General features: G+C 66.4%; 12 protein-coding genes, 1 tRNA gene and 1 other RNA gene. 8 read left to right on the top strand and 6 right to left on the bottom strand.

Annotation, left to right across the window (positions count from 1 at the left end; genetic code table 11):
• Positions 1 to 11: 11 nt before the first annotated feature.
• The 3 genes from Cocul_RS10615 to pta all read right to left on the bottom strand — a co-directional run bounded on the left by Cocul_RS10615 (position 12) and on the right by pta (position 4,023).
• On the bottom strand, positions 12 to 1,370 hold the full coding sequence (locus Cocul_RS10615; RefSeq protein WP_055123262.1) for a hypothetical protein: 1,359 nt from the start codon (positions 1,368 to 1,370) through the stop codon (positions 12 to 14).
• Between the two features lie 95 nt (positions 1,371 to 1,465).
• On the bottom strand, positions 1,466 to 2,659 hold the full coding sequence (locus Cocul_RS10620) for an acetate kinase (protein ID WP_055123263.1): 1,194 nt from the start codon (positions 2,657 to 2,659) through the stop codon (positions 1,466 to 1,468).
• Positions 2,659 to 4,023, bottom strand: a complete 1,365-nt coding sequence (gene pta / locus Cocul_RS10625) for a phosphate acetyltransferase (protein WP_082422296.1) — start codon at positions 4,021 to 4,023, stop codon at positions 2,659 to 2,661. Before pta ends, Cocul_RS10620 begins: the two co-directional genes overlap by 1 nt.
• A gap of 224 nt (positions 4,024 to 4,247) precedes the next feature.
• Here pta and Cocul_RS10630 point away from each other — a divergent pair, with 224 nt between their 5' ends.
• The gene (locus Cocul_RS10630) at positions 4,248 to 5,615 is read left to right on the top strand and encodes an FAD-dependent oxidoreductase (protein ID WP_055123265.1); all 1,368 of its coding nucleotides are present in this window, start codon (positions 4,248 to 4,250) and stop codon (positions 5,613 to 5,615) included.
• A 4-nt stretch (positions 5,616 to 5,619) separates the two neighbouring features.
• Here the strand turns inward: Cocul_RS10630 and bsaP are convergent, their stop codons facing one another.
• Together bsaP and bioB are read right to left on the bottom strand one after the other, a co-directional pair.
• Complete coding sequence (gene bsaP / locus Cocul_RS10635) at positions 5,620 to 5,910, bottom strand: biotin synthase auxiliary protein BsaP (protein ID WP_055123266.1); 291 nt, start codon at positions 5,908 to 5,910, stop codon at positions 5,620 to 5,622.
• A 12-nt stretch (positions 5,911 to 5,922) separates the two neighbouring features.
• Complete coding sequence (gene bioB, locus Cocul_RS10640) at positions 5,923 to 6,915, bottom strand: biotin synthase BioB (protein WP_055123267.1); 993 nt, start codon at positions 6,913 to 6,915, stop codon at positions 5,923 to 5,925.
• A gap of 161 nt (positions 6,916 to 7,076) precedes the next feature.
• Between bioB and Cocul_RS10645 the strand changes: the two genes are divergently transcribed.
• Both Cocul_RS10645 and Cocul_RS10650 read left to right on the top strand, forming a co-directional pair.
• On the top strand, positions 7,077 to 8,126 hold the full coding sequence (locus Cocul_RS10645) for a peptidoglycan recognition protein family protein (protein ID WP_055123268.1): 1,050 nt from the start codon (positions 7,077 to 7,079) through the stop codon (positions 8,124 to 8,126).
• Between the two features lie 161 nt (positions 8,127 to 8,287).
• Positions 8,288 to 9,199, top strand: coding sequence for an SPFH domain-containing protein (locus tag Cocul_RS10650; protein WP_055123269.1), 912 nt, complete (start codon positions 8,288 to 8,290; stop codon positions 9,197 to 9,199).
• A 104-nt stretch (positions 9,200 to 9,303) separates the two neighbouring features.
• Here Cocul_RS10650 and Cocul_RS10655 read toward each other — a convergent pair.
• Positions 9,304 to 9,392 (bottom strand) — tRNA-Ser (locus Cocul_RS10655).
• A 144-nt stretch (positions 9,393 to 9,536) separates the two neighbouring features.
• Between Cocul_RS10655 and ffs the strand changes: the two genes are divergently transcribed.
• The 5 genes from ffs (at position 9,537) to Cocul_RS10675 (ending at position 14,226) form a co-directional block, all read left to right on the top strand.
• An RNA gene (ffs, locus tag Cocul_RS11545) (signal recognition particle sRNA small type) lies at positions 9,537 to 9,631 on the top strand.
• A gap of 150 nt (positions 9,632 to 9,781) precedes the next feature.
• Entirely contained in the window at positions 9,782 to 11,050 is a 1,269-nt protein-coding gene (locus Cocul_RS10660; protein ID WP_055123270.1) for an aspartate aminotransferase type Ic, read from the top strand.
• Between the two features lie 42 nt (positions 11,051 to 11,092).
• Positions 11,093 to 11,704 (top strand): hypothetical protein, encoded by a 612-nt coding sequence (locus Cocul_RS10665; RefSeq protein WP_055123271.1) that lies wholly within the window; start codon positions 11,093 to 11,095, stop codon positions 11,702 to 11,704.
• Positions 11,705 to 11,725: 21 nt separating this feature from the next.
• Positions 11,726 to 13,843: a DNA polymerase III subunit gamma and tau gene (locus Cocul_RS10670; RefSeq protein ID WP_055123272.1), complete on the top strand. Its 2,118-nt coding sequence runs from the start codon at positions 11,726 to 11,728 to the stop codon at positions 13,841 to 13,843.
• Between the two features lie 56 nt (positions 13,844 to 13,899).
• Positions 13,900 to 14,226: a YbaB/EbfC family nucleoid-associated protein gene (locus Cocul_RS10675; RefSeq protein WP_055123273.1), complete on the top strand. Its 327-nt coding sequence runs from the start codon at positions 13,900 to 13,902 to the stop codon at positions 14,224 to 14,226.
• Positions 14,227 to 14,230: the final 4 nt, after the last annotated feature.

Raw genomic sequence — 14,230 nt, forward strand, 5'->3', positions numbered from 1 at the left:
TCCGCCGATTCCTATTCCGCCGCGATCCGCACCACGCCGCCGATGGTGCCCTGCCACCACACCCCACCGGGGCTGATCGTGCCCACCATCTGCAAGGTGTCTACCCCAAAGAGCGTGATGAGTCCGGGTAGTTGCTGCTCATACTTGGTTTCTCCGGTGGCGGCGTCGATAGCCACGGCGTGAATCCGCACGCCGTTGCCCAGCGCACCGGGGCGTCGTTCGCAGGTGTACACCAAGCCGTCGGGGCAGGAGAGGCGCGGCACGGCGGAGGAGTAGAGGTCATCGCGCTTCCACACGTTGACCAGGCCGCTATCGATGACGTCCCAGCGCTCCATGCCCGGCGCGAAGGGCGCTTCCTTGGGCACGGATTCCCCGGCGTTTTCCGGGTAACGGGGGTAGGGATAGCCGTAGGTGGAGGCCCCGATGAGGGTGGTGCCCACGCCGATCATGGAGTTTTCTGTGCCCGAGGCTCCCGGTTGGAAGAGCCCGGCCTCGCCCACGGGTTCGCCGGTGGCGGTGCGGTACACGATGACCTTGGCCTGCTCGTCGGCGTTATCGCTGAGCATCACGTAGTCGCTTCCGCTGGGCCCAAAGAAGGTGGGTGAGGCCCCGGAGCCCCAGGAGAGTTGGCCGGGTTTGCGGGCGGAGCCGGCGTCGTAGTCCCGCCGCCACCGCACCTCGGGGGCCTGGCCGGGAGCGGCGTCGAGCAGATAGATCGCGCGGGAGGTAATCACGCTCACGCCCTCGGGGGCGGCGGAGATGGAGTTATCGATGCGCTCGTCCTCCCCCAGGCTCAGGGCGTGAACCGTGCGCATGGCCTCGTCCACCACCGCCACCTGGCCTTGGCCGGAGGCAACCCACACGCGGCCTTCCCAGTCCGGCACCAGGCCCACCACCTGGTCGCCCTCGCGGCGGTGGAGGAAGCGCCCGAGGTCCAGGCGCTCGTCCACCCACAGGTGGCTTCCGGTGGGATCGTGCGCCACGCGCATCAGGGTGTTGGTGCCGTCTACCAGCACCATGCGGTCAGCGGAGTCAAGGAAGGCGTACACGCCGCCCAGCAGCGCTCCCTTGGTGATTTCCAGTTCGCCCCGCACCTCCCCGGTGTCGGGGTCAAGCACCACGACCTTGGGGCGCAGGAACGTCAGCCCGGAGCCAATGCGCTGGGTGACCAGCACTTGAACGAGGCCGTCGCTACCGCACAGCACGGTGGGGCAGGCGCCGCCGAGGTTGACGGTGGAGACCCGCCACGGCCGCGCGCCGGGGCCGGGAAGCGGGGTGGCGTCGGAGGATTGGGCATCCGAGTGCATGGTGGCCATGCCGGAGGCCGCCAGGTGTGGGGAGGTTTGCGGGGTGTAGGGGAACTCTGCCACTGCGAGGCTCCTGGGTGGGGGATAGTTTGCCTGCCTAGGATAACCCCTTGTGCTTATCGACGCCGCCCCTCCCGCCTCACCGCGCGCCCCTCACCCTACGCAAAGGCCACCGCGTACCGGGCAATGGCCAGCTCCTCGTTGGTAGGCACCACAAAGACCTTGATCGCGGAATCGTCCGTGGATATTTCCCGCGCTCCCTCCCCTCGCTGGGCGTTGCGCTCCCGGTCGATCTTGATCCCGTAGGTTTCCAGCCCGGCGAGCGCATCGGCCCGCACGGCGGCGTCATTCTCCCCCACCCCGGCGGTGAAGGTGATGGCGTTTACCCGGCCCAGCGCGATCATGTAGGAGCCGATGTACCTGCGCAGTTGGTGAATGTAGATGTTATAGGCCAGCCAGGCGTCCTCATCCTCGTCCTCGATCATCCGCCGCAGGGCGCGGAAGTCGTTGACCCCGGAGAGCCCCTTGACACCGGATTGCTTGTTGAGCAGCCGGTCGATCTCGTCGATGCTCATGCCGGCCTGGCGGTGCAGGTGGAACACGATGCCGGGGTCAATGTCACCGGATCGGGTGCCCATGGCCAGGCCCGCCAGGGGCGTGAGCCCCATCGAGGTATCCACGGCCTGGCCGCCCTTGATCGCGGCGGCCGAGGCCCCGTTGCCCAGGTGGAGGGTGATCTGGTTGACGGCCTCGGCGGGCAGTCCCAAAAGCTCGGGCACCTGCTGGGACACGTACTCGTGGCTGGTGCCGTGGAAGCCGTAGCGGCGCACCCCGTTGTCCAGGGCCACGTCCTTGTTGATCGCATAGAGCGCGGCGGCGGGCGGGAGGGTGTGGAAGAAGCCGGTATCAAACACCGCCACGTGGGGGATATCGGGCAGCAGGGCGCGCGCCACCTCGATGCCGTCCACGTTGGCCGGGTTGTGGAGTGGGGCCAGGGGGATGAGGTCACGGATCATCTCCACGATCTCGTCGGTGATGAGCTCGGGGGCGGAAAAGAGAATGCCGCCGTGCACCACACGGTGCCCCACCGCCACCACGTCCACCTGCTGCGGGCCGCAGCCGTGCTCCTCCATGAGGGCGAATACTCGTTTCAACCCGGTGGAGTGATCGGGCACCTCTTCCTCAACCTCGTGGGTGTTCCCCGCGTGCTTGAGGACGATCTTCCCCGAGGGTTCCCCGATCTGTTCCACGAGGCCGCTGACGAAGGGGGCCTCGGTGGCCCCGTTGGCGGGATCGACGAGCTGGAACTTGATGGAGGAAGAACCGGAGTTCAGCACCAGCGCAAAGGACATTACTTTCCTCCTGCCTGAATCGCGGTGATCGCCACCGTGTTCACGATGTCCGCCACCGTGGCCCCGCGCGAAAGATCATTGATGGGCTTGTTCAGCCCCTGCAAGATCGGGCCCACGGCCAGGGCGTTGGCGGTGCGCTGGGCCGTCTTGTAGGCGATGTTGCCGGCCTCAAGGTCGGGGAAGATAAACACGTTGGCCTGGCCCGCCACCGGGGAATCCGGCATCTTCTTGGCCGCCACGGCGGCGTCCACGGCGGCGTCGAATTGCAGCGGGCCGTCCACCTTGAGGTGTGGTGCGGCGGCGCGGGCGTGCTCGGTGGCCGCCACCGCGCGCTCCACGTCCGGGCCGCTGCCGGAGGTTCCGGTGGAGTAGGAGAGCACGGCCACGCGGGGGTCAATGCCAAACTGGGCCGCCGTCTTGGCCGAGACCACGGCGATCTCCCCCAGCTGCTCGGCGGTGGGGTTGGGGTTGACGGCGCAGTCGCCAAAGGCCCACAGCCGCCCCGGCATGACCATGAGGAAGATGGAGGACACCACGGAGGCCTCCGGGGCGTTCTTGATGATCTGGAATGCGGGTTTGATGGTGTGCGCGGTGGTGTGCGCCGCCCCGGAGACCATGCCGTCGGCCTGGCCGGTGTGCACCATCATCGTGGCAAAGTAGGAAATATCGCGCATCGTCTCGCGCGCCTGCTCCACCGTCACGCCCTTGGCCTTGCGCAACCGGGCAAACTCCTCGGCAAAGTCCTCGGCGCGCGGATCGCTTTCATGATCCACCACCTGCGCCCCCTCAAGATTGAGGCCCAGTTCCTCCGCGCGGGAGGCGATCTGCTCCGGCTTGCCCAGGATGGTGAGTTTCACCACGTTGCGGGCCAGGAGCGCGTGCGCGGCGCGCAGGATGCGATCGTCCTCCCCCTCCGGGAGCACGATGTGCGCCGTGGCCTCCGCCGCCTTGCCCAGCAGCCAGGTCTCAAAGACCTCGGCGGACATGTAGGGCTGCGCCTCGGCCTCGATCTCACCCAGGTTCGCGAACTCGGCGGGGGTGATGGTCTGTGCCACCACCGCCCCGGCGTCCTCCATCTGGGCCACGGCGAGGTCAATGTGGGGCCCGGGGGCGTCGATAAGCGCCACCACGGGTACCCCGAGGGCGGCGGCCACCTGCGCATCAAAAAGGTGGTTGCCCGTGCCGCGCAGCAGCGCGGGGCCCTGGGCGAGGGGATCTGCGGCCAGAACTCCGGCCAGGGTGGGCTGCGTTTCCCCGGCGATGCTGAGGTGGCGCAGGCCCCGCTCGGTGGCCCAGGGTTCCTCGTTCACCCCCTCGACGGCGCGGTTAATGGCGGTAAGCAGGAAGGAGCGAGGATGCGTCATGGACAACCTTTCTGGCGGAGCGGATTAATTTCACCCGCGCACAAACAGCGATGACTCGTCCAATTTTACCGTCTTAGCCCGCATGATACGAGGAAAATCCCACCCCAGTTTTACCGCCAGCACCGCTCGTGCCGCCGCTTTCTCCGCCCGCATTCCCCGCATCGGTACACTGTGTGCCCATAGGTTCCCCAAGATCCCCGCAATAGATAAGGAATATGTTCCCTATGTCTCGTCCGCTTCGCGTCGCCGTCGTCGGTGCTGGCCCCGCCGGTATTTATGCCTCCGATCTGCTGGTGAAGTCCGATCAGGACGTCCAGATTGATCTGTACGAGCGGATGCCCGCCCCCTTCGGGCTGATTCGCTACGGCGTGGCCCCCGATCACCCTCGTATCAAGGGGATCGTGAAGTCCCTGCACAACGTGCTGGACAAGCCCGAAATTCGCCTGCTGGGCAACATCGAGGTGGGCAAGGACATGACCGTGGAGGAACTCCAGGAGTTTTATGACGCCGTGGTGTTCTCCACCGGGGCCACCGGCGACCGCGACCTCCCCATTCCCGGCTCCGAGCTGCCCGAGTCCTACGGCGCCGGGCAGTTCGTGGGCTTTTATGACGGCAACCCGGACTTCACCCGCGATTGGAACCTCACCGCCCCCGCCGTGGCCGTGGTGGGCGTGGGCAACGTGGGATTGGACATCGCCCGCGTGCTGGCCAAGACCGGCGAGGAACTTCACGTCACCGAGATCCCGGACAACGTGTTCGAGGGCCTTTCCGCCAACGCCGCCAAGGAGGTGCACATCTTTGGCCGCCGGGGCCCCGCCCAGGCCAAGTTCACCCCGATGGAGCTCAAGGAACTCGATCATTCCCCCACCATCGAGGTGATCGTGGACCCGGAGGACATTGACTATGATGCCGCCTCCGAGGAGGCTCGCCGCGCCTCCAAGTCCACCGACCTGGTGTGCCAGACCCTAGAAAAGTACGCCATGCGCGACCCCAAAGGCGCGCCCCACAAGCTCTACATTCACTTCTTTGAATCCCCCGTGGAGATCATCGGGGAGGACGGCCACGTGGCCGCCATCAAGACCGAGCGCATGGAACTCGACGGCAACGGCGGGGTGCGCGGCACCGGGAAGTACACCACCTGGCCAGTGCAGGCCGTCTACCGCGCCGTGGGCTACCGCTCCGACGAGGTTGCGGGCGTGCCTTTCGACGCCGCCAAGGCCGTGATCCCCAACGACGGCGGCCACGTGCTCGACGCCCCCGGGGGCTCCGTGGTGCCCGGCCTGTACGCCACCGGCTGGATCAAGCGCGGCCCCGTGGGGCTGATCGGCAACACCAAGTCCGATGCCAAGGAGACCATCGAGATGCTCCTGGCCGATCACGCTGCGGGTTCCCTCACCGCCCCCGCGCCCGAGCGCGCCACGCCCGAGGCCGCCCTGGAGTTCCTGGAAAACAAGGGCATCGCCGTGACCACCTGGGAGGGCTGGCACCGCCTGGACGAAGCCGAGCGCGCCCTGGGCGAAGCCGAGGGCCGCGAGCGCAAGAAGATCGTGGAGTGGGAGGATATGGTGCGCCACGCCGGGCCGCAAGGGTAGGCGGTTAACGCTCCAACCAGGCGGAATCTAGTTCCCCGTGGCGGGAACACCGCGCCGTCCACCCCTGGGGGAATACCTGCACCGCCAGCGCCCGCCCGCAAAGCTGGCAGTAGCGCGGCGGCTCGTAGCCCGCGCGGGCACCGGGGGAGGCGGCGCCGGGCGATCGGGGCTTGGCTCGGCCGCCCCTTCCGGCGAAGGTCTCCCCCGAGCCGGATACCCCCGTGTGAGGATCAAAGATCGGCTCGGCCCCGGCCAGCACCGCGGCGGCGAGGTCGTCGAAAGCTTCTCGGCTCACTGCCAGCCTTCCTTAGACCGCCGAGTTGAGGGCCTTGATGGGCAGCCGAATCTTGCCCATCATGTCCAGGTCCTCCTCCATCGGGCGGCCCAGGGTGGTGAGGTAATTGCCCACGATCATGGCGTTGATCCCACCCAGAAGCCCCTGTTCCGCGCCGCGTTCGCCCAGGGTGAGTTCCCGCCCTCCGGCGAAACGCAGCGTGGTGCGCGGCATGGCGAGCCTAAAGGCCCCCACGGCGCGCAGGGCGTCGCGGGAATCCATGACGGGATAGTCCGCAAAGGGGGTACCGGGGCGGGGATCGAGGAAGTTCATGGGTACCTCGGCGGGTTCCACCTGCGCCAACTGCACCGCGAACTCCGCGCGCTGCGCCAGCGTTTCTCCCATGCCGATGATTCCCCCGGAGCAGACCTCCATTCCGGCCTCCCGCACCAGGTCGAGCGTCGCCCGGCGTTCCTCCCAGGTGTGGGTGGTCACCACCTGCGGGAAGTAACTGCGTGCGGTTTCTAGATTGTGGTTATAGCGATGTATCCCGGCCTTGGCTAATCGACGCACCTGCGGCTCGTTCAGCGTGCCCACGGAGGCGGCCACCTGAATATCCACCTCAGCCCGAATGGCCGCCACCGCGCTTTCCAGTTGGCGCAGGAGACGCTCGTCCGGGCCCTTGACCGCCGCCACGATGCAGAACTCCGTGGCTCCGGTCTTGGCCGTATGCTTGGCGGACTCCACCAGTTTTTCTATGTCCAGCCACACCGCGCGCACGGGGGATTCAAACAATCCCGATTGGGAGCAGAAATGACAATCCTCGGGGCAACCACCCGTTTTGAGCGAGACGATCCCCTCTATTTCCACCTCCTCGCCACACCAGCGCAAGCGGGTCTCGTGTGCCAATTCCAGCAGGTCGGGTATCTCCGAGTCCGGGAGGCGGAGGATTTCTAACACCTCCTCCTGCGCGAGCCCCTCCCCATCGTTGAGGGACTTGGATCGGGCGGCGGAGAGGATAGACACGGAGGGTGGCTCCCTTCGGTTGTGGCGGGATCAGAGGATCAATACCGAGCATAGCCAGCCAATTAAACGGCGTTCAATTTTTCTTTGTGATCTTTCCCCTCACACTCTCTTTGTTCCGCACGCCACACCCCCTTCGCGGCAGGCGGCGTACGTTTCTCCCCATGAAAACCGTATTGAGCCGCAGGCAACTGGGCCGCGCCGCCCTCGCCGCCGGCACCCTCCTCGCCGCCACCCGGCTTCCCCTCCCCGCGCGCGCCGCCCACCCCAACGATTACGCCCTCAGCCTCCGCTTCCCCGGCACCACGCTTACTCCCGACGCCCCGCCCGTCACCGTGCGCTTTCACGCCAACGGCTCCACCATCTCCCGCCTCGTTTATCCCTCACCGCATTGCCGCGACGGGGAGTTTCCCCTGTGCTCCGAACTCATCGCCGTGCCCGAAAACACCACCGAGATCACGGCCCCGCCGGAGGTCAGCACGCATCTCCACCCGCCGCTCACCAGTCCCGCCATCCCCCTCAACCGGTCCGCTTCCGCCGTTGCGCCGAGCGAGCCCGAGGCCGCCGTCACCGAGGACCTCCGCGTTCTCTCCCGCGAACAATGGGGAGCCGACGAATCCCTCATGACCTGGGCCCCGGAATACGGCGCCCCGACGTGCATCACGGTGCACCACACGGAGATTCCCACCGGGCACGAGCCCGAGTACCAGCACAATTGGCCCGCCGCCGTGCGCGCTATCTACCGCTTTCATGCCTCCTCCGATAACGGCGGGCGAGGCTGGGGAGACATCGGCTATCACCTGCTCATCGATCCTGAGGGCACCGTGTACCAGGGGCGCACCACCGGGACTCCCGCTCAGGCTGTGTTTTCTGACGCCTCGGCGGGCCAAGCGGTCACCGCCGGGCACGTGTTCAAGGCCAACGTGGGCAACATCGGCGTATGCGTGATCGGCAACTTCACCCAGGATCACCCCACCACCGCCGCCTACCGCTCGCTCGTCACGGTGCTCGGCGCGCTCTGCCGCGCCTGCGCCCTCGATCCCCTCGGCCAGGTGCGCTACACCAATCCCGCAACAGAGGTGGATATCACGCAGCCCACCATCAGCGGGCACCGGGATTGGCAAAGCGTCACCGGCATTTCCAAGGACTGCCCCGGGCGCAACCTGTGGTACCAACTTCCCGAGATTCGGCAGCACGTGGCGGAACGGGGCTAACGGGAGGGGTCGGGAGGAACGAAAGCCTACGAAAACCACCCCCATTTGAGGGTATTATCTGGTATAATTTAGGTTAGTTACCCGGAACAGGGGCACCCCTTCGGGGGTGCGGGTACTGACCGTCATGAGCACTGCAACCATTTCGTAGGCAGGAGCGTCTTATGTTCTTATTCATCCTATCCATCGCCCTCATCCTCATCGGCATCATCACCTTCTTCTACACCCCCAGCCAGAAAAAACCCGGTCAGAACACGGACGGCAGCACCGCCTCCCCCGCCGTATCCAGGCGTTCCATGAGAATCACCGGCGGCTTCATCGTCGCCGCGGCCGTGGTCATACTCGTCCTCTCCTCCGTGACCGTGGTGCAGCCGCGCACCGTCGGAATCAAAACCGCCTTTGGCAAGCCCACCGGCTCCCTGGGCAACGGCCTGCACATCAAGGCCCCCTGGGAATCCGTGACCAAGCTCGACGGCGCAAAGCAAAATGACATCTACCGCGACGGCGGCGAGAACACCCTGGGCAGCATCGAGGTGCGCCTGGGCAATGATGCCAAGGCCACCGTGGACGCCTCACTGCAATGGCAGCTCAAGGTAGATCGCGCCGAGGAACTCTTCATGGACTACCGCACCTTCGAGGGGATTCAATCCAACCTCGTTGACCGCAATTTCCGCGCCGCCCTCAACGAGGTGATGAGCGGGTACGACCCCCTCTCCCAGGAAAGCATCGACGCCGATAAGGACACACTGGCCGTGCTCTCCCAGCAAACCCTGGAAAAGATGCGCACCAAGGTGAGCGGCCAGATTGAGGTTCACTCCGTCACCATTCCCATCATCAACTTCGATGAGGCCACCCAGGCGCGGATCGACGAGCTGCAATCCGAGATCGCCCGCACCCGCATCGCGGAGCAGAAGAAGGCCACCAACGAGGCCGAGGCTCGCGCCAACCAGGCCCTAGAGGGATCGCTCACCCCCGAGGTGCTGACCTCCAAGTGCCTAGACATCGTGGCGGATAACGGGCAGTCCCCGCTGGGTTGCTTCCCCACCGACGTGCAGCCCGTGGTGGGGGCGCAGTAAGCCTCAGTAAGCCTCAATAAGCACGGCAAGGGGGCAGGCCGTGGGCGAGGCCCCGCCCCGAACCACAAAACACCCCCTGACCTGGTAAAAGTCAGGGGGCTTACTGGCGGAGGATGTGGGATTTGAACCCACGAGGGGCGTGAACCCCGCACGCGTTCCAGGCGTGTGACATAGGCCGCTAGTCGAATCCTCCAGCGCACACTCGGCATAACCGCCGCGTACCGGGACTACAGTACACTCACCCCCACCGGGGAAACAAATCTCCTGCACACCCGTCTCTCCTCGCGGCCCATCTCCCACTCTTTGGCCACCCCCTCGCCATGCGCTATAATCGAAACCCGGATCTCGCGCGGCGTGTATCTTGTGAACTCCCCCAGGGCAGGAATGCAGCAAGGGTCAGCGAGCTCTCGCGGGTGCGCGAGGTCCCCTTATTTTTTCGGGGAACTCTTCATTTCATCCTTCTGGCCAGCCGTCCGTTATCCGCCTCGGCCACCCCTCAGCACCCAGCCAAACCACAGACGCAGCAGGTAGGATAGGGCTACATTATTGTGCCGTTATCGCCCCCACCGGAAGGAACCCCTGTTGTCTCTCCTTGATCTCAGCCCTGAACAGCGCGCAGAACTCGCTGCCCAGGTGCGCGGACAGTACCAAGAACTCCAGGCCAAGGGCCTCAGCCTCGATCTCACCCGGGGCAAGCCTTCCGCTGAACAATTAGATTTTTCCAACGCCCTCCTCTCCCTTCCCGGCGACGTGTACCACGATTCCTCCGGGACCGATGTACGCAATTACGGCAACCTGCGCGGCCTGATGGATCTGCGCCAGATCTGGGGCGATCTGCTAGGCATTGATCCGCAGAACATCATCGCGGGCGATGCCTCCAGCCTGAACATCATGTTCGACCTCATCAGCCTCGCGTACATCTGGGGCACCCCGGATTCTCCGCGCCCGTGGTCTCAGGAGGAGTCGGTCAAGTGGATTTGCCCCGTTCCCGGGTATGATCGTCACTTCACCATCACGGAGAAGTTCGGCTTTGAGATGATCCCCGTCCCCATGCTGGAGGACGGCCCCGATGTGGACGCGATCCGCGAGCTGGTCAAGGACTCCCAGGTCAAGGGCATGTGGACGGTGCCGATCTTCGGCAACCCCACCGGCGTGACGTTCTCGGCGGAAAAAACAAAGGCCCTGGCGGAGATGGAGGCGGCGGCCCCTGATTTCCGCATCATCTGGGATAACGCCTACGCCGTGCACACCCTCACCGAGGAGTTCCCCGAGGTGCTTGATGTCCTGGCCCTCTCCGCGCAGGCCGGGAACCCCAATCGCTTCTGGTGGATGTCCTCCACCTCCAAGATCACGCACGCGGGGGCGGGCGTGAGTTTCTTCGCCTCGTCCACGCAGAACCTGGATTGGTATGTCTCCCTCGCCGGGGCGCGCGGCATCGGCCCCAATAAGGTCAATCAGTTGGCCCACGCCCTGTTTTTCCGCGATGCGGAGGGGGTTCGCTCCCTCATGCGCAAGCACGCGGCGTCGTTAGCCCCCAAGTTTGACCGTGTGCTGGGGATTCTCCAGGAGCGCCTGGGCACGTATGATGTAGCGCGTTGGACTTCTCCACAGGGCGGCTATTTCATCTCCCTGGATGTGCTCGATGGCACCGCCGCGCGCGTGGTGGAATTGGCGCGCGAGGCGGGCATTGCGCTTACGGGCGCGGGATCGTCGTTCCCGCTGCACCGGGACCCCAATGACCGCAACATTCGCCTTGCGCCCTCCCTCCCCCCGGTGGAGGAGATTGCGGAGGCGATGGACGGCGTGGCTACCTGCGTGTTGCTGGCCGCGGTGGAGAAGTTGGGTGAGTAGCAAGCAAGCGCGAAGCGGCAGAGGAAGGAGCATGACGGGACAGTGAATAGGTCTGAGACGGAATACTGGCTCGATGATTTCATGCCCGCCAAGTTGAGTGTTCACCCTGCCGGTGGTGTGCACATTGGCGTTGCGGAGTTCGGCGGCCAGGCCATTGCCTGCACCACGAACTTCGCGCGCGTGGATACTGGCTTGCAGGTGGACGGGGAGAGCACGCCCACGGACGTGCGCAGCGAGCTTTTTACCGTCATTGACGGGTCTGTGGTTCCCGCCGTGCGCGTTTTGGGCAACGCCGTCGATGTCCTGCGCAAGAACGCCTCCGTGCTGCCCGCAGAGCCGGGCACCATGCTGCCCGATCTGGCGCACCGCTCCGGCGTGCTGGTGGATCAGTTTGGCTTCGATTCCGGGATTACCATCCTGCACGGCCTGCTCGTTCCCCCCTTCATGTGGGGCGGGCCCGTTCCGCAATTCACGGAGGAGGCGGGCGATGTCCACGGGGAGGGCGTCACCCCCGGCGCCGGGAGGCTGACCGTCATGCTCCAACTCATCATGCTGACGGACGAGGAGCGCGAGCGCGTCATGCGCGAGGGCATGAGCCGCTTCCTCAGCGAGGTTCAGGCCGAGCAGATCCCGGTGCATAACTGGCGTCGATAGCACGCAGGTAGGCTGTGGGGCGTGTCGCTTTACCGGAAGTATCGTCCCGCCTCCTTTGCCGAGGTCGTCGGGCAGGAACAGGTCACCAGGCCGCTGTCCGCCGCGCTCGATTCCGGGCGGATCAACCACGCCTACCTCTTCTCCGGGCCGCGCGGCTGCGGCAAAACCTCCTCCGCGCGCATCCTGGCGCGCTCCCTCAACTGCGTGCACGGCCCCACCTCCACCCCGTGCGGCGAGTGCGCCTCTTGCCGCTCGTTGGCCCCCGGGGGGCCGGGCAACCTCGACGTCACGGAACTCGACGCCGCCAGCCACAACGGCGTGGAGGACATGCGCGAGCTGCGCGACCGCGCCTACTACGCCCCGGCGGATTCCCGGTACCGCGTGTTCATCATCGACGAGGCCCATATGATCTCCAACGCGGGTTCTAACGCCCTGCTCAAGATCGTGGAGGAGCCCCCCGAGCACCTCATCTTCATCTTCGCCACCACGGAGCCGGAAAAGGTCATCGGCACCATTCGCTCCCGCACGCACCACTACCCTTTCCGCCTGCTCACCCCCCAGGCCATGAAGGGCCTGCTCGCGCGCACGGTGGAGTCCGAGGGCATGTCCGTGGAGGATTCCGTCTACCCGCTCGTGATCCGCGCCGGCGGCGGCAGCCCCCGCGATTCGCTGTCCATCCTGGATCAGTTGCTCGCCGGGGCCGGGCCGGGCGGCCTGACCTACCAGGAGGCCCTGCCGCTGCTGGGGGTCACCGACCTTTCGCTTCTCGACGCCACCGTGGAGGCCCTCGCCGAGGGCGATAAGCCCCGGCTTTTCCAGACCATCGACGAGGTCATCGAGACCGGCATCGAACCCCGCAGGTTCGTCTCCGACCTGCTCGACCGCCTGCGCGACCTCATGGTGCTCGAAGCCGTGCCCGAGGCCCTGGATATGGGCCTGGTGGACGCCCCCGCTGACCGCGCCGAGGTGCTGCGAGCCCAGGCCGCGCGGTTCACCGGCCCCCACATCACGCGCCTGGCGGATCAGGTCAATAGCCGCATCACGGATCTGCGCGGGGCCACCTCCCCGCGCCTGCTCCTGGAAATCCTGGCGGCGCACCTCCTGCTTCCCGCCGAGCAGCCCCCCGCCCCGCTGGCGGCCTCCCCGCAGCACGCCGCCAAGGCCGCAGTGCAGGCGGCTACCACTCAATCAACCACCGCGCCATCGGCCCCCTCCGGGAAGATCACCGGGGCCGGGGGGCGCGTGTACGAGCGCCCCTCCCAGCGCGCGGGACGCCAGGACCAACAGGCCCAGCCCGCGCGCCAGGAACAACCAAAGCCGGAAGCCCCGCAGCCCCCCGCCGCTCCCCCCAGCGCCCCCGAGAAATCCACGCAGGAACCCCCGGCCTCGGCGCTGGAGACGATCCGGCGCGAATGGGCCCAGTTGCGGGAGACCATCGGTGCCCGCAATCGCGTAGCCCAGATCATGCTCACCGAGGCCACCGTGCTGGGGATCCGCGAGGACACCCTGGTGCTTGGGCACAACACCGGGGCGCTGGCCGCCCGCATCAATGCCGAGCGCAATAACAAGGACATCGCGGAAGCGGTGGCCCGCCTGGCGGGCACCCCGTTGAAGGTGCAGTGCGTGGTGGGAACGGATCCCACCGCCCAAGGCTTCGAGGCCGCCCCGCCGAAACAGCGTCCGTGGAATCCCTCGGACGCCCCCACCAAGGCCACCCCCAGGGAACACTCCGCTTCCTCTGAACCCAAGGAGCCCGCCAGATCCGCCCCCGTGTGGGGCAAACCGGCGGCCCTCGGCGGGCGGGAAAGCAAGCAAGCCACCCCCCAGACCGCCCCTGCACAGGCCCCCAAAGCCCCGCCCTCGCCCACGTCCGCGCCCAAAATCACGGTGCCCACCGCCGGGCGTCGGCAGCCCGATCCGGCTCCCCCGGTGGATGAGGTGCCCCTGCCCCCCGAGCCCGAGGACCCCTATGCGCCCCCGGAGGAGGCCCTCGCGCCGGAACCCACCCCGGCGGAGGAGTCCGAGGAGGAGGAGATGCTGCGCGCGGCCGCCAGCGAACCCGGCAGCCGGGATCGCCGCGACGCCATGACCGTGGTGATGGAGCTGCTCGCCCAGGAGTTAGGGGCCAAGCCGCTCTAGGGGGAGGCCGGTAGACTCGAAGCCTAGTAATTAATCCCCACAAGAAAGGCATCATCATGTCTCAGCCCGATATGCAGGCCATCCTCCAGCAGGCCCAGGAGATGCAGTTGCAGCTCCAGCAAGCGCAGAAGGAGATCCTGGCCACCGACGTCTCCGGCACCGCAGGCAACGGCCTGGTCACCATCACCATGACCGGCGGCGGGGAGGTCAAGGACGTGCAGATCTCCCCCGAGGTGGTAGACCCCGAGGACGTGGATACCCTGCAGGACCTCATCGCCGGGGCGTTCGCGGACGCCCACAAGAAGGTGGGGCAGCTGGCCGAGCAGAAGATGGGCCCGCTTTCCCAGGGCCTTGGCGGCGGCCTCGGCGGGATGCTCGGGTAACGTA

This window comes from Corynebacterium oculi, assembly GCF_001412105.1.
GTDB classification, from domain to species: Bacteria; Actinomycetota; Actinomycetes; order Mycobacteriales; family Mycobacteriaceae; genus Corynebacterium; species Corynebacterium oculi.